Source organism: Parafrigoribacterium mesophilum (assembly GCF_039652555.1).
In the GTDB taxonomy this organism is placed as follows: Bacteria; Actinomycetota; Actinomycetes; order Actinomycetales; family Microbacteriaceae; genus Parafrigoribacterium; species Parafrigoribacterium mesophilum.
Window position 1 is genome coordinate 1,277,647 of the sequence record NZ_JBDJAF010000001.1, and the last position, 25,235, is coordinate 1,302,881.

Annotated in this window: 23 protein-coding genes; 3 read left to right on the forward strand and 20 right to left on the reverse strand. The window is 66.2% G+C overall.

What is annotated here, in order from left to right; all coding sequences use genetic code 11:
* Positions 1-31: 31 nt before the first annotated feature.
* The 4 genes from ABFX56_RS06095 to ABFX56_RS06110 all read right to left on the reverse strand — a co-directional run bounded on the left by ABFX56_RS06095 (position 32) and on the right by ABFX56_RS06110 (position 4,478).
* Complete coding sequence (locus ABFX56_RS06095; RefSeq protein WP_346232371.1) at positions 32-1,366, reverse strand: ABC transporter substrate-binding protein; 1,335 nt, start codon at positions 1,364-1,366, stop codon at positions 32-34.
* Between the two features lie 15 nt (positions 1,367-1,381).
* Entirely contained in the window at positions 1,382-2,590 is a 1,209-nt protein-coding gene (locus tag ABFX56_RS06100; protein WP_346232372.1) for a Gfo/Idh/MocA family protein, read from the reverse strand.
* Positions 2,591-2,737: 147 nt separating this feature from the next.
* Complete coding sequence (locus tag ABFX56_RS06105) at positions 2,738-3,499, reverse strand: DeoR/GlpR family DNA-binding transcription regulator (RefSeq protein ID WP_346232373.1); 762 nt, start codon at positions 3,497-3,499, stop codon at positions 2,738-2,740.
* Between the two features lie 133 nt (positions 3,500-3,632).
* The gene (locus ABFX56_RS06110) at positions 3,633-4,478 is read right to left on the reverse strand and encodes a class II fructose-bisphosphate aldolase (RefSeq protein ID WP_346232374.1); all 846 of its coding nucleotides are present in this window, start codon (positions 4,476-4,478) and stop codon (positions 3,633-3,635) included.
* A 141-nt stretch (positions 4,479-4,619) separates the two neighbouring features.
* Between ABFX56_RS06110 and nagA the strand changes: the two genes are divergently transcribed.
* Positions 4,620-5,762 carry an N-acetylglucosamine-6-phosphate deacetylase gene (gene nagA, locus ABFX56_RS06115; RefSeq protein ID WP_346232375.1) on the forward strand — a complete coding sequence of 381 codons (1,143 nt, stop codon included), beginning with the start codon at positions 4,620-4,622 and terminating at the stop codon, positions 5,760-5,762.
* A gap of 53 nt (positions 5,763-5,815) precedes the next feature.
* A complete protein-coding gene (locus ABFX56_RS06120) occupies positions 5,816-7,012 on the forward strand; it encodes a low temperature requirement protein A (RefSeq protein WP_346232376.1) in 1,197 nt (398 codons plus the stop codon).
* 53 nt (positions 7,013-7,065) lie between these two features.
* On the opposite strand, the gene ABFX56_RS06125 is transcribed toward ABFX56_RS06120, so the two are convergent.
* The 9 genes from ABFX56_RS06125 to ABFX56_RS06165 form a co-directional block, all read right to left on the reverse strand.
* Positions 7,066-8,880, reverse strand: a complete 1,815-nt coding sequence (locus tag ABFX56_RS06125) for a DUF7937 domain-containing protein (protein WP_346232377.1) — start codon at positions 8,878-8,880, stop codon at positions 7,066-7,068.
* A 24-nt stretch (positions 8,881-8,904) separates the two neighbouring features.
* The gene (locus tag ABFX56_RS06130) at positions 8,905-9,645 is read right to left on the reverse strand and encodes an SDR family NAD(P)-dependent oxidoreductase (protein ID WP_346233158.1); all 741 of its coding nucleotides are present in this window, start codon (positions 9,643-9,645) and stop codon (positions 8,905-8,907) included.
* A gap of 2 nt (positions 9,646-9,647) precedes the next feature.
* Positions 9,648-10,814, reverse strand: coding sequence for a thiolase family protein (locus ABFX56_RS06135; RefSeq protein ID WP_346232378.1), 1,167 nt, complete (start codon positions 10,812-10,814; stop codon positions 9,648-9,650).
* 75 nt (positions 10,815-10,889) lie between these two features.
* Positions 10,890-11,471, reverse strand: coding sequence for a TetR family transcriptional regulator (locus tag ABFX56_RS06140; RefSeq protein ID WP_346232379.1), 582 nt, complete (start codon positions 11,469-11,471; stop codon positions 10,890-10,892).
* A gap of 192 nt (positions 11,472-11,663) precedes the next feature.
* Entirely contained in the window at positions 11,664-12,491 is an 828-nt protein-coding gene (locus ABFX56_RS06145) for a TrmH family RNA methyltransferase (RefSeq protein WP_346232380.1), read from the reverse strand.
* A gap of 125 nt (positions 12,492-12,616) precedes the next feature.
* Positions 12,617-14,089, reverse strand: coding sequence for an NAD-dependent succinate-semialdehyde dehydrogenase (locus tag ABFX56_RS06150; protein ID WP_346232381.1), 1,473 nt, complete (start codon positions 14,087-14,089; stop codon positions 12,617-12,619).
* A 97-nt stretch (positions 14,090-14,186) separates the two neighbouring features.
* Complete coding sequence (locus ABFX56_RS06155; RefSeq protein ID WP_346232382.1) at positions 14,187-14,897, reverse strand: isochorismatase family protein; 711 nt, start codon at positions 14,895-14,897, stop codon at positions 14,187-14,189.
* A 37-nt stretch (positions 14,898-14,934) separates the two neighbouring features.
* Positions 14,935-16,359 (reverse strand): dihydroorotase, encoded by a 1,425-nt coding sequence (locus tag ABFX56_RS06160; protein WP_346232383.1) that lies wholly within the window; start codon positions 16,357-16,359, stop codon positions 14,935-14,937.
* Positions 16,352-17,245, reverse strand: a complete 894-nt coding sequence (locus tag ABFX56_RS06165; RefSeq protein ID WP_346232384.1) for an isocitrate lyase/PEP mutase family protein — start codon at positions 17,243-17,245, stop codon at positions 16,352-16,354. Before ABFX56_RS06165 ends, ABFX56_RS06160 begins: the two co-directional genes overlap by 8 nt.
* A gap of 134 nt (positions 17,246-17,379) precedes the next feature.
* On the opposite strand from ABFX56_RS06165, the gene ABFX56_RS06170 reads away from it, so the two are divergent.
* Positions 17,380-17,760 carry a RidA family protein gene (locus tag ABFX56_RS06170; protein WP_346232385.1) on the forward strand — a complete coding sequence of 127 codons (381 nt, stop codon included), beginning with the start codon at positions 17,380-17,382 and terminating at the stop codon, positions 17,758-17,760.
* Here ABFX56_RS06170 and ABFX56_RS06175 read toward each other — a convergent pair.
* From ABFX56_RS06175 to ABFX56_RS06205, 7 genes are all read right to left on the reverse strand, one after another.
* Positions 17,750-19,006 carry an amidohydrolase family protein gene (locus tag ABFX56_RS06175; protein ID WP_346232386.1) on the reverse strand — a complete coding sequence of 419 codons (1,257 nt, stop codon included), beginning with the start codon at positions 19,004-19,006 and terminating at the stop codon, positions 17,750-17,752. The two genes, ABFX56_RS06170 and ABFX56_RS06175, sit on opposite strands and share 11 nt — an antisense overlap.
* A gap of 42 nt (positions 19,007-19,048) precedes the next feature.
* Complete coding sequence (locus tag ABFX56_RS06180; protein WP_346232387.1) at positions 19,049-20,302, reverse strand: amidohydrolase family protein; 1,254 nt, start codon at positions 20,300-20,302, stop codon at positions 19,049-19,051.
* 51 nt (positions 20,303-20,353) lie between these two features.
* A complete protein-coding gene (locus ABFX56_RS06185) occupies positions 20,354-21,085 on the reverse strand; it encodes an ABC transporter ATP-binding protein (protein ID WP_346232388.1) in 732 nt (243 codons plus the stop codon).
* Between the two features lie 8 nt (positions 21,086-21,093).
* Positions 21,094-21,828: an ABC transporter ATP-binding protein gene (locus tag ABFX56_RS06190; protein WP_346232389.1), complete on the reverse strand. Its 735-nt coding sequence runs from the start codon at positions 21,826-21,828 to the stop codon at positions 21,094-21,096.
* The gene (locus ABFX56_RS06195) at positions 21,825-22,847 is read right to left on the reverse strand and encodes a branched-chain amino acid ABC transporter permease (protein WP_346232390.1); all 1,023 of its coding nucleotides are present in this window, start codon (positions 22,845-22,847) and stop codon (positions 21,825-21,827) included. The genes ABFX56_RS06190 and ABFX56_RS06195 overlap by 4 nt, the downstream gene beginning before the upstream one ends.
* Positions 22,844-23,737 (reverse strand): branched-chain amino acid ABC transporter permease, encoded by an 894-nt coding sequence (locus tag ABFX56_RS06200; RefSeq protein WP_346232391.1) that lies wholly within the window; start codon positions 23,735-23,737, stop codon positions 22,844-22,846. Before ABFX56_RS06200 ends, ABFX56_RS06195 begins: the two co-directional genes overlap by 4 nt.
* A 157-nt stretch (positions 23,738-23,894) precedes the next feature.
* Positions 23,895-25,121 carry an ABC transporter substrate-binding protein gene (locus ABFX56_RS06205; RefSeq protein WP_346232392.1) on the reverse strand — a complete coding sequence of 409 codons (1,227 nt, stop codon included), beginning with the start codon at positions 25,119-25,121 and terminating at the stop codon, positions 23,895-23,897.
* Between the last annotated feature and the right edge of the window lie 114 nt (positions 25,122-25,235).

A 25,235-nucleotide genomic window follows, 5' to 3' on the forward strand; every position in this document is an offset into this window, starting at 1 on the left:
GCCGGCGCCCGAGAGGTGCGGTGGGACAAGGTCACTCGGCGTCCAGTGCCGCTTGAACCTTCGTCGCGAGGTCCGCGTTGGCCTGGTCGACCGGAACATCGCCGTTGAACGCCGGGAGCAGCAACTCCGCCTCCAGCCCGGCCCAGGCCGAGGTGTTCTTCGAGACCGGGTAGGGGTAGGAGTAGGCGATCGCATCGAGGAACACCTGCAGGTCGTACTGCGGGATCGAGTCCACGAACGCCTTCTGGGTCCCGTTGAACGCGGGGATCACCGCGCCCATCTCACCCTGCTGCTGCTGCGCCGCCTTGCTCGCGAGGTACACCTGCAGTGCCTGCGCGGCCGGCTTGTTCGCACTCTTGGCCGAGACGACGTTGGCGACTCCGTGGATGACGGTGGCCTGCCGCTCACCCTTGGGCAATTCGACGACCTGAACGTCATCCTTCACGTCGGACTGCACCATGGCGTTGCGCTGCCAGCTTCCACCCTGGAACATCGCGGCCTTGCCGGAGGTGAACCAGGTGAGTGCGGGGGTGTCGCTGAGCTGCTGGATGTTCGGCGAGGCGCCGCTCGTGATGAGCTCGGTCCAGAACTGAATGCCGGCCGCCGCCTCCGGGGTGCCGTACCCCGTCTTCTTGCCGTCGGCGGAGATCACGTCACCGCCCGCCTGCAGGATGGTGTCGTAGTAGCCGGACTGCCCGTCCGTGGCTGCGGCGATGCCGTAGATCCCTTCGCCGGACAGCGCGCCGGAGATGGCCTTGGCCTTCTCCTGCAGGTCGTCCCAGGTCCAGCCCGCCTTCGGCTCCTCGACCCCGGCCTTCGCGAACAACGCCTTGTTGTACCAGAGCGCGATCGTGTCGAAGTCCTTCGGCACCCCATAGCTCACGCCATCCAGGGTGTAGAGGTCGATGAGGGCCTTCGGATAGTCGCCAGGCGTGATGTGGCCGCCGTCGACCTCCGAGGTGATCGGCTCGAACATCCCGTTGGAGGCGTACAACTGGAAGTTGGGCCCGTTCATCCAGAACAGGTCGGGGAGGGTCGCGCTCGACCCCTGCGTCTGGAGTTTCGTCCAGTAGTCGCCCCACGGGGTGACGTTCACATTGACCTTGATGTTGGGATACTCCTTGTTGAAGCCCTCGATGTTGGCTTCGATCGCCTCGACCTGGGTCTGGTCCCAGACGCCATAGGTGATTTCGGCCTTGAGATCCTTGGCCGGGGGCGTGTAGCCGTCCGCGGCCGGCGAGTCCGTTCCAGCGGAGGTGGAGCATCCGGCCAGCAGTGCCGCGACGCCCGCGATGGCGAGCGCGGTGGTCAGGCGCCTTCTGGTTCGAGAGTGGGAGCCTGGCAGGGTTGGTGCTGTGCGTCGCATGAGTCGAGCCTTTCTTTACTGTTGGGAGGAGCGGTGGATGGTGGAGCGTTCCAGGTAGGAGACCAGGTCGGCCGGCAGTGGGGGAACGTCGATGGGGACGGAGCCGTTGCGCAGCGACTGTGCCGCGAGCGCGCCGACGGCCGCCGCATAGCGTGCGGCGACCGGCGAGGTGGCGGTGGACGCACCGGTGCGCAGAAGGTCGATGAACTCGGTGACGGTGAGCCGGTCCGCGTCGACGTGGCCCGCGGCGAGGCCGCCGACGGTGTATTCGGCATCGCCGGATGCGGCAAAGTCATGCCGCCGATTCCACACCTTCACGATGCTGCCGACGGTGTCGCCGAAGTTCTCCACGCGGCCCTCGGTACCGATCACCGTGTAGTTGCGCCAGTAGTCCGGGGCGAAGTGGCACTGCTGATAGCTCGCGGTGACGCCGTTATCCAGTTCGAGCAGCAACATCGAGACGTCTTCGACGTCGACCACCGGGTTGAGTCCGGTCTGCGCCAGCGGCGGCCAGTTGTCCATCGAGAACCAGTCGGTCATCCGTTGGCCGGAGCGGTCCGCACGGTCGGTGATCGAGCCGTAGAGCGCGAGCGCGCCCATGGCCACGACGCGACGGCCGTACCCGCCGGCGAGGTAATGGATCACGTCGAGATCGTGGCTGCCCTTCTGAAGCAGCAGCGAGTTCGTCGCCCGGCGGTCGGCGTGCCAGTCCTTGAAGTAGTAGTCGCCGCCGTTGCCGACGAAGTGCCGGCACCAGATGGCCTTCACCTCGCCGATCTCGCCCCGCCGGATGATGTCGCGCAGCAGCGTCACCACGGGCGCGTGCCGGAAGTTGTGACCGACGTAGAGCACGGTTCCGGTCTCCATAGCGGCGGCAAGCACCGCGTCGCAGTCCGCCACGGTGATCGCGAGTGGCTTCTCCAGATACACCGCGATCCCGGCGCGGAGCAGGTCGATCGCGATGCGCGCGTGCGTGGCGTCCGGAGTCAGCACGAAGGCGGCGTCTACTCCGCCCGCGGCGATCAGGTCGGTATGCGAGGCGTGGATCGCCACGTCCCGGCCGAACAGGGTCCGGGCAGTCTCCCTCCCGAGCGGTGAGCTGTCTGCGACGGCCAGCACCGCGACACCGCCGTCAGAGCCGTCCGTCGCGTGGTGGAGGATTGCGGCACGCTGCCCAACGCCGATGACGGCGAGCCGAAGTTGCGGCTGTGCGGAACGATCCATGCCAACACCCTTGTTTGCTTGATAATGAACGATTATGCCCTATATCGATCACTACTTGTCAAGTGGTTGGCGTGAAGTGGGGACAGTTGGCTCACCCCGAGCGTGAACGGACCGGCCACGAGCGCGCCGGCGCTGCCACCGGAGTCGTCAGGCGGCGACGATGACCTCGACGCCGGCGAGGTCGAATGTCTCGCGCATGGCGTCGCCGAGCGGCGCATCCGTCACGAGCGTGTCGATCTTCTCCAGGTCGCAAATCCGGGCGAAGGTGGCCTTGCCCACCTTGGAGGCGTCGGCGACGATGATCACCCGCCCCGCAACGGAAGCGAGTTGGCGGCTGACGTCGGCTTCCCCCTCGTGGATGGTCGTGGCGCCGAATTGAACGCTCAAGCCGTCCACACCGAGGATCGCGACATCCAACGACAGCGACTTGATGGTGTCCCCGACGAGCGGACCGACGAGTTCGTACGACTGACGCCTGGCGACACCGCCGGTGACCACTATTTTCACGTGCGACCGGATGGAGAGCTCGAAGGCGATGTTGAGGGCATTGGTGACGATCGTCACGCCGGGTTCGTCACCCGAGCCGATGAGCTTCTCGGCTCGCCCGATGGCCCGAGACACCTCGCTCGTGGTGGTTCCGCCGTTGAGGCCGATCACGTCGCCGAAGTTCACCATGTCGGCGACCGCCGCGGCGATGGCGGCTTTGGCCTCGGCATTACGCGGTGCCTTGTACTGTAGCGGGAGTTCGTAGCCGGACCCGAGTGCCATGGCGCCGCCATGCGTTCGCGTCACCAGTCGCTGGTCGGCGAGGCCGTTGAGATCGCGCCGCGCCGTTGCCGCGGAAATATGCAGTTCATCGACTATTTCCTGGATCGACACGGATCCGCGCACGATGACGAGCTCGAGCACCGCGTTCAATCTGTGCTGCTGAGACAACCGCTGCCCTCCACCTTCGTGCGTCCGTCACGCCAGACGCGTCGCACCATCAAATCACAAAGCCTTCCCCGTCTTGGATCTCTCGTCGCGGATCGCTCGTCCTTGGTTACCGTGACACGACCGAGCACAGCCGGGCGACGGTCTCGGTGATGGCCGCCCGCCCATCCCGCAGGTAGATGCGCGGGTCGCTCGAGGTCGTCGCATCCAACCGCCTGCGAACCGCGGAGGTGAACGCGACGCCCAGCGCCGTTCCGATGTTGATCTTTCTCATCCCGGCGGCGACGGCCTGTCTGATGGTCTCATCCGGGACTCCCGACGAGCCGTGGAGTACGAGCGGAACCGGGACGCGCTCCGCGAGCCTGCCGATCAGGGCGATGTCGAGTGTCGCGGTTTTGGCCGTCATCGCGTGGGAACTCCCCACCGCGACGGCGAGCCCGTCCACGCCGGTGTCGCCCACGAATTCGGCTGCCTCGTCGGGATCGGTGCGGACTCCCGGCGCATGGGCGCCGTCCTTGCCACCGACCTCGCCGAGTTCGGCTTCGATCCAGAGCCCGATATCGTGCGCCACCCGGGACAGTGCCGCGGTGCGCTCGACGTTGAGTGCGTAGGGCAGATGCGCCGCATCGACCATGAGCGAGCTGACACCGGTCACCGAGGCGGCCGCGATTCCCGCGTCGATAAGGGCCACGTCCTGGAAATGGTCCAGGTGGATCGCGACAGGTATCGAAGCCGCTTTGGCCAGCTCGGTACAGGCAGCGAGAATCGGCACCATGTTGCCGTCGTGGAAACGCACGGTGTTTTCACTCAGCTGGAGCAGTAGTGCAGCACCCGCGGTTTCGCCGCCGCTGACGATCGCTTCCGCATGCTCCAGGGTGATCACGTTGAACGCTGCGACCGCGCTGTCTTCCCGGACCGCAGCGGCTACCAGGTCACGCGTGAGTGCAAGTGTCATGAATCGATCATCCACGGGACAGGCCCCGGCACGCAAGGTTGTGATCGACAATCCGGGATACCGAGCAACATCGAGCGTCATGCCCGGAAGTGGCGGCTGGCTATCCTGAGGACACGGTAGAAACAAGTGAGGGGAGCATCAGTGTCCGGTCGAACACTCATCCACTCCGCCCGGCTGGTCACCTCGGGGCGGATCGTCGAGGGCGGCTGGGTGCTCTTCGAGGGCGGCCAGATCGCCGGGGTGGGCGAAGGCGACCGGTGGCCGGGCGCCGACGCGGTGACCGATGCCCGAGGCCGCTGGCTCACGCCAGGATTCATCGACATTCACGGGCACGGTGGCGGCGGTACCTCATTCGATTCGGGTACCGACGGCATCCTTTCCGCGCTCGCACTGCACCGCAGTCACGGCACCACCCGCTCGGTGCTGTCGCTCGTGACCGCGGCGCTGCCCGACCTGGAACGGCAACTCGGCATCATCGCGGATGCCGCCGGCGCCGACCCGCTGATCCTCGGCTCCCACTTGGAAGGTCCATTCCTCGACGACGCCCACCGAGGCGCCCATGACCCGGCGCTGCTCCGGCCGGCGGACCGGACCAGCGTCGACCGGCTGCTCGCCGCGGCGGACGACACCCTGGTGCAGATCACGTTGGCGCCTGAAATGCCCGGCGGAATGGATGCACTGCGGCAGTTCGTGGATGCCTCGGTCGTGGTGGCGGTTGGTCACTGCGCCGCGGACTACGACATCGCGATGGCGGCGTTCGACGCCGGTGCCAGCATCCTGACGCACGCGTTCAACGCGATGCCAGGCATCCACCACCGCGCCCCCGGTCCCGTGGCGGCCGCGATGGACTCCGCCGGGGTGACGCTGGAGGTCATCAACGACGGCGTGCACGTGCATCCAGCGGTGGTGCGGCTCGCGTTCGAGGGTGCCGCGGGCAGAATCGCGCTGATCACCGATGCCATGGCCGCCACCGGCTCCGCCGACGGCCACTACCGGCTCGGCACCCTGGATGTGACAGTGACCGACGGCGTGGCGAGGCTGGCGGACGGCGGGTCCATCGCCGGCTCCACGCTCACCCTGGACACCGCGTTGCGGCTCGCAGTCAGCTCGGTCGGTCTGCCCGTTGAGGTCGCCGTCCGAGCGCTCACCGAGACCCCGGCCCGGGCGATCGGCCGCGAAAAAGACCTCGGACAGCTGGCACTGGGCTTCGCCGCCGACGCCGTGCTGCTGGACGCCGACTTCACCGTGCAGGGCGTGTGGGGCGCGGGACGCCCGCTGACTTAACGGGCGACCACGATACCCAGGCACTACGCTGTGCCGGGAAAGGACCACCGCCGATGCGCCTTCCTGGCTTCTCCGCCAAGCTACTGCGGCCGGCCACTGGTGAGGTGTCCGACCGGGTCACCTTCACCGAGCTCTTCTTCGACCTCGTGTTCGTCTTCGCAGTCACCCAGGTGTCCCATGTTCTGATCGAACACCACTCGTTCGCCGCACTGGCGCACACCGTGATCCTCGGGCTGATCGTGTGGTGGGTGTGGGTGGACACCGTGTGGGTGACGAATTGGCTCAACCCCGAGCTGCCGTCGGTGCGCGGCATGCTGATCGGGCTCATGCTGCTAGGGCTGCTGATGGCCAGTGCCATGCCGGAGGCCTTCGGACACAAGGCGGTGCTGTTCGCGGTGTGTCTCGTGGCGCTGCAGGTCGGCCGGAGCCTGTTCACGATGCTCGCGTTCGCGCGGCACCGACCCGGCCACGCGACGAATTTCCTGCGCATCAGCATCTGGCTGTCGGCATCCGGGGCGTTCTGGATCGGCGGCGCGTTCGCTGCCGAGGAGATTCGGCCCTGGATCTGGGTCGCGGCGTTGATGATCGACTACACGGGCCCGCGGGCACGGTTCCGGGTGCCGGGACTGGGTGCTTCCGATCCGAAAACCTGGGACGTCACCGGGGAACACATGGCAGAACGCGTCAGCTTGTTCATCATCATCGCACTGGGAGAGTCAATCATCGTCGCGGGTACGACGTTCAGTGCACTGGGCCTCGACTGGGTGAAAGTCATCGCTTTCTCTGCCGCATTTGCCAGCACTGTGCTGCTCTGGCTGTTGTACTTCAGCCACAACCAGCGCGGCGGGCGGGACTACATCAGCCAGGCGGATGAAAGCGGCTTGATCGCGCAGGTGGCCTATACCTATGTTCCAGTCCCAATGGTGTTCGGCATCATCGTGGTGGCGGTGGCGGACAACATCGTGCTGCAGCATCCGCTGGATGGCGACACCTGGGCGGCTGCGTTGATTTGCGGCGGTCCCGTCGTCTACCTGCTCGGGAACGCCTTCTTCACCAGAGCCATTGGCGGGCCGTGGCTGCTCAGTCACTTCGCGGGCATCGTTACGCTGTCTGGGATCTTTCTGGCGCACGATTCGCTGACTTCGCTAACGACGTACTGGATCGGGAACGCGGTGCTGGGCGCCGTTCTCGTCGCCGACGAATGGAAGCTCAGGCGCCGGAGGCGGCACACCGAGGACGCCGTAGTCTGAGCCGGACGTAGTTCGAGCCGGCCGTAGTTTGATGACGCTGCCGATGCGAGGGGTTACCGTTTCCGCCGGGCAAGCGCCTCGTCGACGTCTGGGTCGCCCAGGTTGCCCAACCAGGTGAGCAGGTCGGGATAGGCCTTGGGGTTCGATGCGATGGCCGCGCGCGCCTCCGGCACCGTAGAGGCGATTTCGCGCAGCCGCACCGCCGAGGTTCTGCGGTTCGCCGCCTCGGCACGAATCGCCTCGAGCGCCTTCTGGTCGCTGGATGCCGCGCGGTCCTTTCCTGGGCGTTCCGGACCGGCAAGGTGCTCGGTGAGGTCGGGAAGCACCGCGGTGGCTGCCGTCGTGTCCGTTGCTGCATCCGGCATCGCCTCCGTCGCCAGTTCGGACTCGATGAAGTCGACGTCGTCCGTGGCAGGTTCCGGCCGGCGAGCGTCCGCGGGCTGGGCGGTCAAGTCGTCTTCGCGCAGTTTCCGCACCGGTTCCCGGCGCTGCCTCGGCGTGCGGGCGATGCCGGTGAAGCTGTACCGGCCGAGCCCATCGTCCGGCAGCGCGTGGAAATACTCCCGTGCCGCGGGGGTGCCCCACAGAATCACCAACAGCGCCGCCGGGAACGCGAACGCGAGAAGCAACGTCAGCGGTGCGATGCTGCCCAAGCCGAGCACCGACCAGATGACCACGAGCGCCAGACCCAGCACGAAAAGCAGTCCGGCATACGCGGTGGCCAGCCGGTGACCCTGACGCGGATCTTTCGGGCCGGTGAGCCGCACGACGATGCCGCCGGCCGCGCCGAGGAGGCCGAAAATCAGCGCCAGCACGAACGGCACCGGGCTGACCGCGTCGAGGACGTAGTCTCCTGGGCTGGTCAGCCGGATGATCGCCACGATTGAGACGATCGCCATCAGCGCGTTCACGCCGATTGCCAGATCGAGCACCGGGCGCAGCGCCGGCAGCCAGGACACCGACTCACCGCCGTGGCGGGTCATCAGGCGCGCGACGGAGGGCGCGGCCACCGCAGCCCCGAACGCCATCCAGAACGCCAGCGAGAAGGAGGGGAACACGGCCGTCGTGGTCATCTTCGTCAACACGAACTGAGGGCTCAGGCTGAGCAGTCCGAACACCGCACCGACGATGCCGATCCCGATGCCAACCAGCCGCCAGGGGTTCGACCCGCGCACGACTCCGACGGCGACCACGGCCAGCAGTGCGGCGTTGCCCAGTGCCAGCAGGGCGATCATGACCATGGAGCCGGCGTCGAAATGGGTCGCCGCTTCGATGATCTGGATCAGTGTCAGCACGACGACCAGCCCGGCGATGGCGAGCACGGCGACGACCCAGCGCCGGTCCCGCACGACGTCGCCGTCGGCCAGTTCGGATCGGCGCGGCTGTGCGGCGAGGACCGCTCCGGCCAGTCCGAACGCCATCGCCGGCCCGAGTCCCAGACGCACCACGATCTCGATCACCAGGTAGACGACCACGAGCAGAAAGTACGGAGTGTTGGCGAGGAGACGGACATCCTGAGTCCTCGCGTAACCCCACGTCGGCCCGAAGACACCGGCGCGCCAAAGGTACGGGATGCTCAGCGAGGCAAGACTGAGCAGGGTGATCACCACGACGTCGGGATGCGTGGCCGCGAGGTCGCCGGCGAAGCGGCCGGTTCCGGCGCCGCCGGCGTGCCACACCATGAACAGCGAGATGATCAGCGCGAACGCGGCCAGACCATCGCGCACGTAATCCACGACCGGGACAGCACGGGTGCCCACCGGTGCCTGGCCGGCTGGCTGACCCTCCGTGCCGACCGCTGTGCCGCAGTTGCTGCAGAACTTTGCTCCCGGTTGAAGTTTGCTACCGCAGTTGGTGCAGTACGACATGGTCGGTCTCCTTTGTGCTTTCGCTTAGCGGGGCGCCATCCGGATCGCGCCGTCGAGGCGGATCGTTTCGCCGTTGAGCATAGGGTTCTCCACAATGTGCCGCACCAGTGCAGCGTATTCGGAGGGTTTTCCCAGACGCGACGGGTGCGGCACCTGAGCGCCGAGGGACTCACGTGCCGCCTCGGGAAGCCCCGCCAGCATCGGCGTGTCGAAGGTACCGGGAGCGATCGTCATGACGCGGATGAGGTGCGCCGCGAGTTCCCGCGCGATCGGCAGCGTCATGCCGACCACTCCGCCCTTGGATGCCGAGTATGCCGCCTGCCCGATCTGACCGTCGAAGGCGGCGACCGATGCTGTGCTGACGATGACACCACGCTCGCCGTCCACGGGGTCGGTGCCTGCGATGGCCTTGGCAGCCAGACGGATGACGTTGAAGGTGCCCAGCAGATTCACCCGCACCACCCGTTCGAAGCTGTCCAGGGCAAGCGGCCCGTCCCGGCCGAGCGTCTTGCCCGGTGTGCCGATTCCCGCGCAGTTCACCACGATCCGCAGCGGCGCCCTGGCGGCATCCACCGCGGCTTGCACCTGCGCTTCGTCCGTGACGTCCGCTGGCACGAACGTGACACCATCGACGTTGTCACCGCCGGAGGCGGGCAGGTCGACGATGATCACGTGGGCGCCCGCGGCGCGCAACTCAAGGGCGGTGGCCAGGCCCAGGCCGGAGGCGCCCCCGGTGACCAGCGCAGAGCATCCGCTGATCTGCATGGTCACATCCTCTCGATCACGGTGGCGTTGGCCATGCCGCCGCCCTCGCACATGGTTTGCAGGCCGTATCGCCCGCCGCTGGACTCGAGGTAGTTGACCAGGGTGGCCAGCAGCCGCGTGCCGGAGGAGCCGAGCGCATGACCGAGCGCGATCGCGCCGCCCCACGGGTTGAGCCGGTCAGGATCGGCGTCCAGGTCGTGCTGCCAGGCCAGCGGCACGGAGGCGAACGCCTCGTTCACCTCGTACGCGTCCATGTCGTCGATGGTCAGCGACGCCCGCTCGAGCACCTTACGGGTGGCGGGGATGACTCCGGTGAGCATGAAAATCGGGTCGCTGCCGGTGACGGCGAAACTGAGGAACCGGGCGCGGGGGGTGAGTTTCAGGGCGGCGGCGCGTTCGGCGCTCATGATCAGGGCGCCCGAGGCGCCGTCGGTCAGCGGCGATGAGTTGCCGGCCGTGATCCGCCAGTCCAGTTGCGGGAACCGCGCGGCGAGTTCGTCGGTGCGGAACGCCGGGTTCAGGCCGGCGAGGCCGTCGACGGTCGTCGTGTCCCGGATGGTTTCATCGCGGAGCACCTCGCCGACGGGGACGATCTCGTGCATGAAGTCGCCGCGCTCGGTGGCGTCAGCGGCGAGTCGGTGCGACCGGTAAGAGAAGGCGTCCAAGGTGTGCCGGTCCAGGCCCCACTTCTGGGCGATGAGTTCGGCTGACACACCCTGGCTGACCAGACCGTCCGGGTACCGGGCGGCCATCCGTTCGCCGTAGGGGTTCCTGCTGCCGGAGGACGATCCGAGTGGCACCCGGCTCATCGATTCGACGCCGCAGGCGATGGCGATGTCGTATTGGCCGGTCATGATGCCCTGCGCCGCGAAGGTGGCGGCCTGCTGGCTCGAGCCGCACTGCCTGTCGATGGTGGTTCCGGGGACGGAGTCCGGGAAACCGGCGCCCAGCAGTGCACTCCTGGTGATGTTGAAGGTCTGTTCGCCGGCCTGCGACACACAGCCGCCGATCACGTCGTCGACCATGGCCGGATCCAGGTCGTTGCGGGTGACGAGCGCTTCGAGCACTCCCGCCAGCAGATCGGCAGGGTGCACCCCGGAGAGGGCCCCTCCGGGCTTTCCGCGGCCGGACGGCGTTCTCACCACATCGACAATCACTGCTTCTGGCATTGTTATTGCCTCCTGTCGGTCAGCCTACGCGTCCTCTGCCGTGTCGAGACAGTCTCAGCACGGGTCGTTGCGGCGCTATGTCAACGATGCCAGTAGCATCCGCACTATGCGCTCGACGCGGTGGGGGAAGCTCTCCAGCGCACCCAGGGTTTGCGACACCGACAGCGCACCGAAGAAAGCCGACACCATGAGCCAGGCGCACTCCGCGGAGTCGATGCCGGCCCGGATGTCGCCGTCCTGCTTGGCCTCGTCCAGCATGACCTCGACGTGCCCCATCCACCCGACGTAGGGGGTGGGCAGGGCGCCGTCGATCTGGCTCTTCTCGGCCAGCAGCCGCACCGTGGCCCGCGCAGGGACATCCGACTGGAACTGCTCCGCGACGAATCGGGTGTTGGCGATGATCGCCGCGATGCCGCGCGGCGCGATTTCGACGCTCGGCGCCAGAAATGCACCCCGGGCGAACGACGCCTGAATCAGCTCCGTGGCGATCGTGGATTTGGTTCGGAAGTGGTACTGCACGTGCCCCTTGACCGTGCCGGCGCGGGCGGCGATCGAGGCGATGGAGGTACCGGCGTAGCCGTGTTCGTCGAACTCGACGGCCGCCGCGGCGAGGATCGCCTCCCGCGCGTGGGCGGATCGGGGCTGCGTTGTAACCACAAACCGATGTTACGGATGTTTCACTTCAGGCACCTAGTACGGTCGTCCTAGATGGCGCTAGGCTGTGGGCGGGGTGTCTCCGACGGTGCAGGACTCCACGCCTCAACCGTGCGACCGCACCGGCAAACGACGCGGTCGACCCGACACGTCTGCGGCGACTGTGGCTGGACGAGACACCCCGACCACGCAGGATCAAATGAGCGCCCACAGCGCGACGGCGCTGGCAGCAGCCACGTTGAGCGAATCGATGCCGTGCGCCATGGGGATGCGGATGACGGTGTCTGCGGCGCCGATCGCCGCAGCGGTGAGGCCGTCGCCTTCGGCGCCGAGCACGATCGCAAGTTTTGCCGGCGCTGTGGCAGCGAAGTCCCGCAGCGACACGGCATCCGTGGCCAGCGCAAGGGCGGCGATGTGGAACCCGGATGCCGCGAGCAGCGCGCGCGTGGACGTCCAGTCGCCGACCCTGGTCCAGGGCACCTGCAGCACGGTGCCCATGCTGACCCGGATCGCGCGCCGGTAGAACGGGTCGGAACAGCGCGGGGTGACCAGCACGGCATCCGCCCCGATGGCGGCGACTGAGCGGAAGATGGCACCGACGTTGGTGGGGTCGGCGACGTTTTCGAGCACGACGATGCGGCGGGCATGCTCGAGTAGCGCCGTAGGGTCCGGCAGCGCCGGCCGGTTCATGGCGGCGATCACGCCGCGGTGCAGCACGTAGCCGGTGAGGCCGGCCAGCACCTCGCCCGGCCCGGTGAAGACGGGAACGTCGCCGCCGACCATCGCGCGCGCCGCATCCACCCACCCGGGCAGCGCGAGTACCGAGCGTGGTTCATGGCCGGCACCCAGCGCGCGCTCCAGCACCAGCGTGGACTCGGCGATGTAGAGGCCGTGCTCGGTGCCGCGGGCCTTGCGCAGTGCCACATCGGTGGCGCGCGCGTAATCCGCGAGCCGCGGGTGGATCAGGTGCAGGCGCGCAGCATCCGCGAGCGTTGTCGCATCCGGGATCTCGACGACAGCCATCCGCTACGGCCTTTCATTATTCAGGAGGCGGTGTGATGCGAATGGCTGGTGAGGCAGGGCGACAGCATCCCGGCATGCGCGAGCCACTTCTGCCACGTACCCTCCTGAATGATGAAAGGGTCCGGTCAGGCGTTCGGGTTCGGAGTCATCGTGTACTTGGTCGCCAAGTACTCGTGGATGCCCTCGAAGCCGCCCTCACGGCCGAGCCCCGACTGCTTCACGCCGCCGAACGGCGCCGCGGCGTTGGAGACCACGCCGATGTTCAGCCCCATCATCCCGGTGTCGATCGACTCGATGAGGCGTTGCCCGCGGGCCAGGTCCTTGGTGAAGACGTAGCCAATCAGGCCGAATTCGGTGTCGTTGGCCAGCCGCACGGCCTCGGCCTCGTCCTTGAACCGAATGATGGACAGCACCGGTCCGAAAATCTCCTCGCTCAGGATGTCGCTGCCGGCCTGCACGTCGTCGATCACCGTGGGCTGGAAGAACGTGCCCTTGCCATCAATGGCGGAACCGCCGGTGAGCACCGAGGCGCCACGGCCCACCGCGTCGGTGACCAGAGCGCCGACCTTCTCGATCGCATCCTGGTCGATGAGCGGGCCGATGCCCACGCCGGGCTCGGTGCCGCGGCCCACCTTGAACTCCTTCACCCGCGCGGTCACCCGGGCCGCGAATTCGTCCGCGATGGACTCGTGCACGATGAACCGGTTACCGGCGGTGCAGGCCTGGCCGATGTTGCGGAACTTCGCCATCATCGCCCCATCCACGGCTTGGTCCAGGTCGGCGTCGTCGAACACGACGAACGGCGCGTTGCCGCCCAGTTCCATCGAGGTGCGCAGCACTCCGTTCGCGGCCTGCTTGAGCAGCGCCACGCCCACCGAGGTGGAGCCGGTGAAACTGAGCTTGCGCAGCCGCCGGTCGGCGAAGATGGGTTCGGAGACGGCACCGGAGTGCGAGGTGGTGAGCACGTTCACCACACCGGCAGGCAGGCCCGCTTCCTCCAGCACCTTGACGAACAGCAAGGTGGTGAGCGGGGTGAGCGAGGCTGGCTTGACAATCACGGTGCAGCCGGCGGCGAGCGCCGGGGCGATCTTGCGGGTCGCCATGGCCAGCGGGAAGTTCCACGGGGTGATCAGGTAGCACGGTCCCACCGGGTGCTGGCTGACGATCATCCGCCCGGTGCCCTCCGGGTTGATGCCGTACCGGCCGGTGATCCGCACCGCCTCCTCGCTGAACCAGCGCAGGAATTCGGCGCCGTAGGTCACCTCGCCGCGGGACTCCGCCAACGGCTTGCCCATCTCCAACGTCATCAGCAGGGCGAAGTCGTCGGCGCGGGCAATCACTGCCTCGAAGGCACGGCGCAGCAGTTCACCTCGCTGTCGCGGGGCGGTCGCCGCCCAGGTTGCGGATGCCGCGGCGGCAGCATCCATCGCCGCTTTCGCGTCGTCAACCGACGCATCCGCGATCGTCTTGATCGTCTCGCCAGTGGCCGGATCCTGCACCGTCATGGTTGCCCCGCCCGTCGCGGGACGCCACTCACCCCCGATGAAAAGCCCATCCGGGACGTCGGTAAGCAGGTCTTTTTCGGTTATCGCGGTCATGGTTGCCTCTTCTGGTGAACGGTTTCGACCAGTTTAGAAGGCACGAGCGATGGTGGCCACGACGATGGGCGGTAGCCGACCGCCGTGGCCGTACCTGCTACCTGTCGCGAGCGGGAAGTGCTGCCAGTTTGTGAAGCAATTCGACCGTGGGAAGCACGTCGGCGTACTTCTGTCCCATGTCAAACAGGTTGGCCTTGTGGGCCGTCTCCGACCGGTCGAAGGCGGCGTCGCTGGGGACCGCCACGTGGTAGTTGTACGAGAACGCGTCCACAACGCTGCCCCGCACACAGCCGCTGGTGGTGCATCCCGTCACGATCAAGGTGTCGATCTCGAGGTTCACCAGGTAGCTCGCCAACGGCGTCCCGAAGAACGCGCTCGGGTGCCGTTTGGGCAGCAGGACATCTCCCTCGCGAGGTGCGACGGCGTCGACGAAACGGTACCCGGCCTCGGGGATTTGCATGATGGTCGGTACTTTGGCTCCCAATCGACCCGCGTCGAAGACTTCCTTCGGCGCCACGTGCGGGTAGAGCACCGGCCAATTCTTCTCACGGAACAGCGCCAGGATGTCGGCGATCTTATCGACCGCTGCCCATCCGACATCGCCGCAACTTGTGCGGTAGTCCTCCAATGACTCATAGAACGGTTTGGGGGAATTGCCGATGGTGCGGTACTGCACATCGATGATGAGCAGCCCCGGCCTGGTGCCCAGCCCACCGGGACGCCCGAATCCGGCGGCCTCGTAGCGACGCTCATCGTCTTCGGTGATCACTCCGGCCCACGGGCGGTGCATTTCTGCGGCGTTGGTCATTGCTTCCTCCTGGTGTTGTCGTATCTGCGGATGTCGGTCATCGGAGCCCGGCAGCCTTCAGTGCGGCCTCGCCGGAGTGCGCCCTCGGTAGGTAGGCCGCGCCGATGGCGGGCTGCAGAACTCCGTCACGCACGGCGAACTGACCCCGGATGATCGTGTCGGTGATCCGGCAGTCCACCTCCTTGCCTTCCCAGACGGAGTACTCGGCAGCACTGTGCTGGGTAGCGGCGGTAATCGTGTAGTGCCCGTTCATGTCGACGACCGCGAAGTCGGCGTCGGAGCCAACGGCAATCTGGCCCTTTCGCGGGTAAAGCCCGAACAGTTGCGCCGGACGGGTCGACGTGAGCTCCACGATGCGCTCTAACGGGATGCCGCGGCGCAGGTGAGCCTCGCTGATCATGGTCGGCAAGAGTGTGCCAGAACCGGGAAATCCTGCCGAGGCAGACCAGATGTCCTTGTCCTTGGCCGTGAAGTGACGCGGGACATGGTCGGAACCGATGGTGTCGATCCTCCCGTCCCGCACCCCCTCCCACAGCGCATCCTGATTGCCTTCTGGGCGAACCGGCGGGTTGACCTTTGCGCGCGATCCCATCGGCGAGGACGTGTCCAGGGTCAGGTAGTGCGGGCAGGTCTCCAAGAAGATGTTCTCGTACTCCGCCTTCCGCCCGCTGAGGGCGTCTAGGGCCTCGCCGGAAGACACGTGTACGCCGTAGTAGCTGGCCCCTAGCACCCGGGCTAAATAGGCGACTCGCTGTGACGCTTCCGCTTCTACGAACGGCGGGCGGGTGGCGTTCCATCCGACCAGGCCTGCATCGGGGGTCTTCGGCACGTCCTTGCGTAGCCGCCAAATCAACTCGACGTTCTCGGCGTGGGCGTTGATCATCGCCCCGGACTTCACGGCGATGCTCAGGAGGTCATACATGAAGGAGTCATCCGCTCCTGGCACGCCAAGGTAGGCCCCCTCTTCGCCGCGGAAGTTCATGAAGAACTTGAAGCTGGAAACGCCGAGATCGGCGACGTAGGACGGCAGCGCCTCGATCTGGTCCTGGGTGACGATGCAGAAGTGAAACCCGAAGTCGGTGTGGGAATACTGTTCCATCACCTTGACGGCATTGGCGAACGGGGTTTCATACGGGCCGGGTCCGATCAGGTACGCGAGGATCGTCGTCATCCCGCCCGCCACGGCCGATGCCGTCTCGGCAGACGCGTCGATGGGTTCCTCCGGCGCGGCGATGTTCTTACCGAGGTGGACATGAGCGTCGATCGCGCCGGGCAGGATGACCCGGCCGGTCAGGTCGACGGTTTCCCCCGCCGTAGCGGTGTCGTCCCGGCTCACGATCGCGGCGACGCGGCCGTCTCGCACGCAGATGTCAACCTCGCTCAGCCCGACCCCGGGCAGCATGGCCCGCGCTCCGGTCAGGCGCAGATCGTAAGGCACTGTTGGTGTGCTGGTGTCACTCATAATTCTCCTCCATGTCATTCCCGTACGTGATGCCGAGTTCGTCGAAGACGCTTTTGCGCACCAGCCGCTGGCGCTCCTGCCAGCTGGCGATTCGCTCATTGATCGCAATGCTGTCCCCGGCGTTGAGTAGATGGGACAACGCAGACTGCATGCCGGTCATGGCCGCACGCATCGCCATGTTGGCGTAGAGCACGATGTTGAAACCAAACTCCCCGAGTTCGGCCAGCGGAGTGATCGGGGTGAGCCCGCCCTCAACCATGTTGACGAGGTGCGGCCCGGGAACCCTCGCCGGGATGGACCGCAGTTCGTCGACGCTCCGAGGTGCCTCGATGAAGGCGACATCCGCCCCGGCATCGAGGTATCGGGCGGCGCGATCACAGGCCTCGTCGAAGCCGAGCACCGCACGGGAATCGGTGCGGGCAATGATGACGAAGTTGTCATCCACCCGCGCATCCGTCGCCGCCTTCACCTTGCCGATCATTTCCTCGGCGCTGATCACCGCTTTGCCGGAGAAATGGCCACAGCGTTTCGGAGCGACCTGGTCCTCGATCTGAATGCCGCTCGCTCCGGCGCGCTCAAAAAGCCGGACCGTTCGCTGCATGTTGATCGCGTTCCCGAACCCGGTATCGCCGTCGACCACGATCGGCAGTCCTACGGCATCGCGGGTTGCGGAAACATGGCCAACGATCTCGGGGAGGGAAAGCAGGCCGATGTCCGGCGCCCCCAGGTAGCTGTTGGCGATACCCGCACCGGAGAGGTACACCGCGTCGAAGCCAAGGTCCTCGATGATACGGGCGGTGATGGCGTTGGGCGCCCCGGGAAGCAAGAGCGGTTCGCCCGGCCGCGCGATCAGGCGGCGTAGGCGCAGTGTCTGGTCGTCGTTCACCGTGTTCCCGCCTGCTGGGTTCCCCTATGCGCACGCCTGCGTGCCGGCATCCGGTTCTGGCTAGACTCTCGATCGGGACGCCGGCACTGTCCGCGCCGTCCGATACCATGCGCGTCAGCTCGAAGGAAACAGGCATGCCCAAACGGATCATTTCCACCACCGCCGCCTCCTCCCCGGCTGGCGCGTATAACCAGGGCGTGCTCGCGGGCGGCACCCTTTACACCGCTGGATTCGGTCCGAGGGATCCGGAAACGGGTGCCATCGTCGGCTCCGACGTCCAGGCGCAGACACGGCAGGTGTTCGCCAACCTCCGGGCCGTGCTCGCCGAGTGCGGCATGGATCTGTCGAACGTCGTCAAGACGACCGTGCACCTGCACGACGTGGTGAGAGACGCGCGTGCCTTCGACGAGACGTATGCGCAGCTCATGCCGACGCCCTACCCGGTGCGGACGACTGTCGGCTCTGTGCTGAGCGGAATGCTGGTAGAGATTGATGTCGTCGCCGTCACTTTCTGATGCTGCCGTGAACGAGTGCCCCGTCGACGACGACGGCATCGATGTCAGCGACGCTCGCCCGCTCAACCAGGCTGGCGATGGGGTCGGCGGAGTCGCTGAGGTTGCCCGAGGTGAAGTCGAACGCGACCAGTGTGGCTGACTTGCCCTCGCTGATCGAGCCGAGTTCGTCATCCAGTCCGAGCACCCGGGCAGCGTCGATGGTTCCGGCAGCGAGCAGGGCGCGGGCGTCGATGGCAGTGTCGTGGGTCAGTGCCCGGTTGACCCGACCGAGAAAGTCCATCTCTGCGAGGATGTCGGGGCTGTTGATCATGACGTTGTCGGTGCCGAGCCCGATCAGGGCCCCCTTTGCCAGCGCCGACGCGTACGGCACAAAGCCGTTACCCAGGGCCGCCATACCGCGGCCGCAGAAAACCATCGGCAGGCCCGCGTTGATCGCCGTGTCCAGTTCCGCATCGTTGGCATCGGTCATGTGCACGACGAAGTCCGGCATCAGGTGATCGACGACTCGATCCACGTCGCCCCGACCGGTGCGGGCTAGCGAGAGCTGACGGTAGGTGTCGGACTCGCAGGCGTGGGTGGCCAGCCGCTTTCCGGTGTCGCGTACCAGGCTTGCGGTCTGCTGAAGTCCGAGATCGGTGGTCTCGTTCGCCCAGACTGCGGAGAACCCGTCGGCCACGTCGAGGCAGCGGGTGATCTCGGCGAGGTGCTCCTCGGACAGGCCTTCGCGGTTCTCGTTGAAGGCTTCTTCGGTGTGCAACGGGGCGTCGGCGTGCCTGGCGTAAATGATGGCGCGGATCGGCAGCCCGTGACAGGCGTCTCGTAGGGCGATTACCCCCTCGTAGCCACCCTCGCGGAAGTCGGCGAACGCGACGACCCCCATCGACAGCATGTGCTGCGCCGCCCGGCGCATCGCGGCGACCAACTCTGATCGAGGTGTCTCCGCCATCCATTTCCATCGAAGTCCGTCCGGCTGCCAGAGCAGGTTCGTCTCGGTGGGAAAACCGAATCCTTTTTCCTTGAACGCGGCGTCGCCGATGTGGGTGTGACAGTTGATCAGGCCGGGGATCAGCAGTCGACCACTCATGTCGATGACCGGTAGGCCGCTCGGCGGTGCGCCGGTGCCGACCGCGGCGATCACACCGTCGCGCACGACGACATGCCCCATCCGGATCAGGTCCAGTTCTTCCCCGGCGATGACATCCCCCCCGGCCAGCACGTACTCGTTACCCAGCTGCGTGGTGCTCACGGCGTTCCCTTCGATGGTGCGCTTTGAATTTGGCCGGGCACGTCACAGCGCCCCCTGCACGAGCCGGCCGTCCACGATGACCGCTCGGATGTCGGCCGACGTGGCCCGCTCGATGAGACTGGCGATCGGGTTGACCGAGAACGCCAAGTTGGCCGACGACATGTCGAACGCCACGATGCTGGCAGACTTGCCGACGCTGAGTGAGCCGAGCAGGTCGTCGATCTGGAGCGTCCGCGCGCCGTCGATGGTCAGCGACGCCAACAGGGTGCGGGCATCCAGCACCGCCGGGTCGGCGTTGACCGATCGCACCGACCGGCCGAGGAAGTCCACCTCGGCGAGCAGGTCGGGGCTGCTCATCATGACGTTGTCGGTGCCGAGCCCGACCACCGCGCCGGCGGCGATGGCTGCGGCGTACGGCGGGATCTTGCGGCCGAGCGACGCCATGGTGCGCGCGCACATGACCATCGGGATGCCGGCGGCCGCCATCTCCTCGATCTCCGCGTCGGTGGCCACCGTCATATGCACGACGAAGTCGGGGTGCAGCAGTTCGACCGCGCGGGTGATGTCGGTCTTCCCGGTGCGCTCCAACGACTGTTCGCGGTAGTCCGGTGAGGCGGCCGAGTGGGTGGAGATCATCTTGCCGTGCTCGCGGACCAGCTGTTCGATCTGGGTGAGGGCCACGTCGGTGGTGTCGTTGACTCGCACCGGTGCGAATCCGTCCGCCACCTCCAGGGTGGCGGCGATCTCTGCCAATTGGTCCCTGCTCAAACCTTCACGGTTCTTGGCAAGCACCTCATCGGACTGGACCGGGAACACCGAGTGCCCGGCGAAGATCAGGCAGCGCAACGGCAGGCCGTCGACGGCCTCGCGCAGGGCGGCGACGCCGGCCACGCCGCCGGTCTTGTAGTCGGCGACGGCCACCGTCCCGGTCGCCAGCATCTGCTGGGCGGCCCGGCGCATGCCGGCGATGAAGTCTTCTCGGGGCAACTGCGCCATCCTCACGTGCCTGCGGCCGTCCGGCTCGAACAGCAGGTTCACGCCGTTCGGCACCCCGAAGGCGAGCTCCTTCAGGGCGGCATCCTCGATGTGGGTGTGGCAGTTGATCAGGCCGGGGATCAGCAGCATCCCGGTTGTGTCGACCACTGGCGGGCCAGCGGGCGGCGTACCACCGCCGACAGCTGCGATCCGGCCATTTCGCACCTGCACATAGCCGGGGCTCAGCAGGGCAAGATCGTCACCGGCGATAACATCACCGCCGGCCAACACGTATTCAGCGGCCAAGGTGTTCTCCGTCACCACTGACGTCCTCCCATCGTGAACCTCCATGTGCCGGCCGACCCCGGCTGGCTAGACGTACAGATCGCCCAGCGCCTTCATCGGGTCGGGGCCGAGGTCGTCCCTGCTGCCCTCGAAGACCTTCTCGCCGCCGCGAATGACCACGAACCGGTCGCACAAGTCGATGGCGACCTGCACGTTCTGCTCCACCAGCAGAATGCTCATGCCGGCCGCGCGCATCTCGGCCAGAAAATGCCCTACCTCCTTGACCAGCACCGGGGCGAGCCCCGAGGTCGGCTCGTCGAGCACCAGCAGCACCGGATTACCGATCAGAGCGCGACCGATGGCCAGCATCTGCTGTTCGCCGCCGCTCAACGAGCTCGCGCGCTGCGCACGGCGATCGCGAAGGCGGGAAAACAAGCTGAAGACCTTCTCCAGCCGGCCGTCCTCGCCTGGTCGCTTCTTGGAAAGCACCTGCTGGCCGAGCACCAGGTTCTCCTCCACGGTGAGAGAGCCGAACAGTTCGCGGTCCTGGGAGACCTGCAGCACCCCGAGCCCGGCGATCTTGTGGGCGGAGAGCTTGGTGATGTCCTGCGAATTGACCCAAACCGAGCCGGAACCCTTTTTGGCCAGGCCGCTGATCGCGTCGACGATCGTGGTCTTGCCAGCCCCGTTCGCGCCGAGGAGTCCGACCACCTCGCCGGGGCGCATGCTGAGCGAGAAGTCGCGCACGACGGTGGAACTGCCTCGGATGATGCTGAGGTTCTCGATCTGAAGTACCGCTTCGGCTGCCTGCACAGTCATCTTCGCCCCTAACCCAGGTACGCGGCGACGACCGCCGGGTCGTTCTTGATGTCGGCTGGTGTTCCTCGTCGCAGTTCTTCACCGAAGTTCATGACCACGACCTCGTCGGAGACGTTGAAAAGAAAGTCGGAACTGTGTTCCGTGATGAGGATGGCCGTTCCAGCGTCGGCGACCCTGGCCAGCAGCGCTGCCAGTTCGTCCCGCTCCGAGACGGTCAGGCCGGCGGCCGGCTCGTCCAGCATGACGACGCTCGCCTCGGCCGCCATCGCTCTGGCCACTTCGACCCGGCGGCGCAGTCCTGCGCCCAGATCGGAGCCGAGCCGATTTGCGACGTCGGCGAGGTCGAAGTCGGCCAGGATCTGCTCCGCCGCCGCCCGCACCTGACGCCGGCGGAGGAACTTTCCCGTCATCCGCCCGCCGTGGTCCAGTCCGAGCGCGATGTTCTCAATCGCGCTCAGGTCTTCGACCAGGCCGCCGAGTTGGAAGGTCCGGGCGATACCCATCCTGGCTCGTCCGTGCGCGGACAGCCCGGTGACATCCTTGCCCTTAAGGAACACCTGGCCAGAGGTGACCGGCTGGTGACCGCTCAGGGTGTTGAAGAAGGTGGTCTTGCCCGCGCCGTTCGGCCCCATCAGCCCGGTGATCCGTCCCGGCTGGAGGTCGACGGACACCCCATCGACGGCGGTCAGCCCGCCGAACCGGACCACGATGTCCTGCGCCACGAGGATCGGCTCGGTGGTCATAGTACCTGCTCCCTCAGTGCTCGGATGCGAGCCGTGACGGCGCCGTAGATTCCCTTGGAGAAGAACAGGACCGCCAGCAGCAGCACGACGCCGTAGATGATTTCGCTCATGCCGGGGAAGCCGCGCAGGTACTCGCGGAGCAGCACGAGCAGCAAGGATCCGACGATCATTCCGGTGGTGGAGCCGAGGCCGCCGACGATGAGGATGAGGAACATGAAGATGAGCTCGTTGAACAGGTAGGTCTCCGGCAAGAACCGCAGCGAGAGATAGCCGTACCAGGATCCGGCGACCGAGAGGTACACCGAAGTGATGGTGAAGGCGTACAGCTTGCTGCGCCAGACGTCGACGCCGAGCCCGGAGGCAACCCCGGGATTGCTGCGCACCGCACGCCAACTCCGGCCAAGCGGGGACCGTTCAATCCGGCGCGCGGCGAAGAAGGCGATGATGACCAGCACGATTCCGAAGTAGTAGTACGAACTTCCAGACACCAGCGGCGTGTTGCCCAGCACCAGCAGCTTCGGCATCGGGATGGAGAACCCGCCGTAGCCACCGGTGATCGCCGGGAAGGTGCGGTAGAAGAAGTCGAGCAGAAACATCAGCGCGATGCCCGTGATGGCGAAGTAGTAGTGGTTGAGCTTCACCGTCAAAGCGCCGTAGGCCAGCCCGAGTACGCCGCCGGCCAGGCCGGCGATGATGATGACCACCTCGGTCGGTAGGCCGAGCACCGCCATCCGACCGCCGACGAACGCGCCGAACCCGAAGAACGCCGACCCGGTGAAGATCAGCAGGCCCGCCCAGCCGAGCGACATGTTGAAGCCGATCGTGGCGACCATGTAGCACACGGCGAGAGCGAGAATCGAGACCTGATAGCCGTTCATGAACATCGGCGCGACCAGCACGATCGCGAGGATCACGACCGCGACGATCCAGCGCCAGCGGGAGCCGTCGGCGTTCAATCGAACCCTATCCAGCAGCGCGGTCGACTTGTTCGCCCCGGCACGCACGGTTACCTCATTCATCGGGACACCTGCAATCGGATTCCGCGGAAGCCCATGATTCCGTTGGGCCGCACGATGAGCAGGACGAGGACGACCAGGAAGCCGGCCACCGCCCCGAGTTGCGTCGACACGTAAAAGTTGGCGAATTGCTCGAGCAGGCCCATGAGCAGCCCGCCGATGACGGCGCCCGGAATGCTGCCGAAGCCGCCGAGGGCCATCGCCACGAGACCGATGACCAGCGGCGTGTTGCCGACATCCGGACTGACCAGCAAAGTGGGGGCGGCCAGAATTCCGGCGAGTCCGGCCAGCACAGCACCGAGCCCCCACATGATGGCGAAGACGCGTTTGACGTTGATCCCGACCAGGTCGGCGCCACGCAGGTTGTCGGTGCAGGCGCGGATGACCAGGCCGATGCGGGTGCGCTGGAAGAAGTAGGCGAGCAGCAGCCCGACCACGATGAGGCTGGCGATCATCATCAGATACTGCGTGTTGATGATGGCGCCGCTGACTTCCAGGTAGCCCTTGCCGCCGAGCAAGGCCGGCAGGCCGCGCTGGTCCACGGTGACGAAGCGAACGGCACCAACGATGATGAATGAGATCGCCACGGTCGCGAAGACCTGGGTGACGTGGTCTTTCTTCAGCAGCGGCTGGAAGGCAAGTTTGTCGATGGTCAGTCCGAGCACCGCCAGGATGATCAGGGCAAGCGGAATAGCCAGCAGGTACGGCACCCCGGCCATGATGAGTTCCAAGGTCAGGAAAGCCCCGAGCATGAAGAGGGCACCCTGCGCGAAGTTGAGCGTCGTCGTGGAGCGATAGATGAGCGTCAACCCGAGTGCCATCAAGGCGTAGATGCTCCCCTGGCCGAAGCCCGCTATGAGTACCTGGATCAGGTCTAGGAAGATTGAACCCACGGTGTGGCCCTTCGCAGTAGTGACGGGTGTGCAGAGTCGGTGGATGGCCGCCTGTCTGGCCGGAACCGAACCCGATCTGCAGCGCTGATGCGGGCCGATGTCCGGGCCGCACGGTGAGTCTGCGGGCAATACAGACCCACCGTGCGGGGATCGGCGATTACTTACTGACCTTCAGCCACTCGTTCCAGTCCTTGACCACGACCACTTTGGCGTCGTCCGACTTCGGGTCCAGCGCGCTGAACTTCAGCTGGATACCGGGACGGCGTGACTGCGGATCAGCGGCATCGAACGGCTTGAATGCCATGGGTCCGCTGACGACGCTGTCGAACTTCAGGGTTTCCGCCGTCTTGATCCAGTTGTCCCAGGTCAGCTCATCGCCCATTTCTTTGAGGACCGCGATGTTGAACTCCGCGCTCACCGCACCCTCGAGCGCGACGGTGTCCCAAGCAAGACTAGGGTTTGCCTTGGTGAACAGGTCCTTGTACGGAGCGAACCGGGCGTCATCGAGTGTCGCGGTGTATGAGTACACGCTGAAGAACCCCTCGGCCAATGACCTGGTACCCAGGCGGCCCATCTGCTCCTCCGGCCTGGTCCCGTCACCGGTCACGATGGGGATGTTCATGCCCTGGGGGCGTGCGCTCTGCAGGAAAACCGTCATCGGTTGCGGGTAAGCGAACACGGCCGCCATGTCCGCCTTGCTGTTGATGATCTTGCGGATGGCCGGTGTCGAGTCGCCCCCTTGCGGGTCGAGCTGCTCGATGGTCGAGATCTTGAGCTTGCCGCCGCCAAGGTCCTTTTGCAGCGGCGGAACATAACCCTGTCCCCACTCATCGCTCGTGGCTGCGACGGCTACCGTCTTGGCATCCTTGTTCGATTCCATGAACGCCGCGATCGCCTTGATCTGCTCTTCCACGGTCGCCTTGGCGTGGAAGAGGTTCTTCACAGCCGGGTTGGAGATGGTGGCGCTGGCCGCGTTGACGGTGAGGAAGGGAATCTTCAGTTGCTCGATCAGCGGCTTCGCCGAGACGATCGCGTTGCTGCACGATCCGCCGTTGATCATGAAAACCTTGTCCTGCTCGACGAACTTACGGATGATGCCCTGGAGACTGGCCGCGTCGCAGTTGGTGTCCCCGGTCACGATCTCGATTTGGCGACCATTGATGCCGCCCTTCTCGTTGACCTGCTTGTACAGCGCCTCCGCCATCCGGTCGGCCTTGCTGTAAATCGACGCTGAACCCGAATACGGGCCGAGGATACCGATCTTGATGGTGTCCTTAGTGACACCCTGGTCGGTAACCGTGGCTTCCTTGCCGGGGTCGGGTGTTTCGCCCGGTCCGGCCGCGCACCCGGTGAGAGCGACCGCCGATGCTATGAGCAGGGGCAAGGCTTTCCAGACAACACCCCGACGAAGCCGAGGGCCATGGACGGTATTGCTGCGTGACTGCACGTTGACCTCCGTAGGTGGCGTCTTCTCTGACGACATTCCTCGAAAGTTACC

Bases quoted from the DNA above. Each gene is read 5' to 3' on its own strand.
- ABFX56_RS06095 (WP_346232371.1), bottom strand. From the start codon at position 1,366: ATGCGACGCACAGCACCAACCCTGCCAGGCTCCCACTCTCGAACCAGA.
- ABFX56_RS06100 (WP_346232372.1), bottom strand. From the start codon at position 2,590: ATGGATCGTTCCGCACAGCCGCAACTTCGGCTCGCCGTCATCGGCGTT.
- ABFX56_RS06110 (WP_346232374.1), bottom strand. From the start codon at position 4,478: ATGACACTTGCACTCACGCGTGACCTGGTAGCCGCTGCGGTCCGGGAA.
- ABFX56_RS06120 (WP_346232376.1), top strand. From the start codon at position 5,816: ATGCGCCTTCCTGGCTTCTCCGCCAAGCTACTGCGGCCGGCCACTGGT.
- ABFX56_RS06125 (WP_346232377.1), bottom strand. From the start codon at position 8,880: ATGTCGTACTGCACCAACTGCGGTAGCAAACTTCAACCGGGAGCAAAG.
- ABFX56_RS06130 (WP_346233158.1), bottom strand. From the start codon at position 9,645: ATGCAGATCAGCGGATGCTCTGCGCTGGTCACCGGGGGCGCCTCCGGC.
- ABFX56_RS06135 (WP_346232378.1), bottom strand. From the start codon at position 10,814: ATGCCAGAAGCAGTGATTGTCGATGTGGTGAGAACGCCGTCCGGCCGC.
- ABFX56_RS06145 (WP_346232380.1), bottom strand. From the start codon at position 12,491: ATGGCTGTCGTCGAGATCCCGGATGCGACAACGCTCGCGGATGCTGCG.
- ABFX56_RS06150 (WP_346232381.1), bottom strand. From the start codon at position 14,089: ATGACCGCGATAACCGAAAAAGACCTGCTTACCGACGTCCCGGATGGG.
- ABFX56_RS06155 (WP_346232382.1), bottom strand. From the start codon at position 14,897: ATGACCAACGCCGCAGAAATGCACCGCCCGTGGGCCGGAGTGATCACC.
- ABFX56_RS06160 (WP_346232383.1), bottom strand. From the start codon at position 16,359: ATGAGTGACACCAGCACACCAACAGTGCCTTACGATCTGCGCCTGACC.
- ABFX56_RS06170 (WP_346232385.1), top strand. From the start codon at position 17,380: ATGCCCAAACGGATCATTTCCACCACCGCCGCCTCCTCCCCGGCTGGC.
- ABFX56_RS06185 (WP_346232388.1), bottom strand. From the start codon at position 21,085: ATGACTGTGCAGGCAGCCGAAGCGGTACTTCAGATCGAGAACCTCAGC.
- ABFX56_RS06190 (WP_346232389.1), bottom strand. From the start codon at position 21,828: ATGACCACCGAGCCGATCCTCGTGGCGCAGGACATCGTGGTCCGGTTC.
- ABFX56_RS06195 (WP_346232390.1), bottom strand. From the start codon at position 22,847: ATGAATGAGGTAACCGTGCGTGCCGGGGCGAACAAGTCGACCGCGCTG.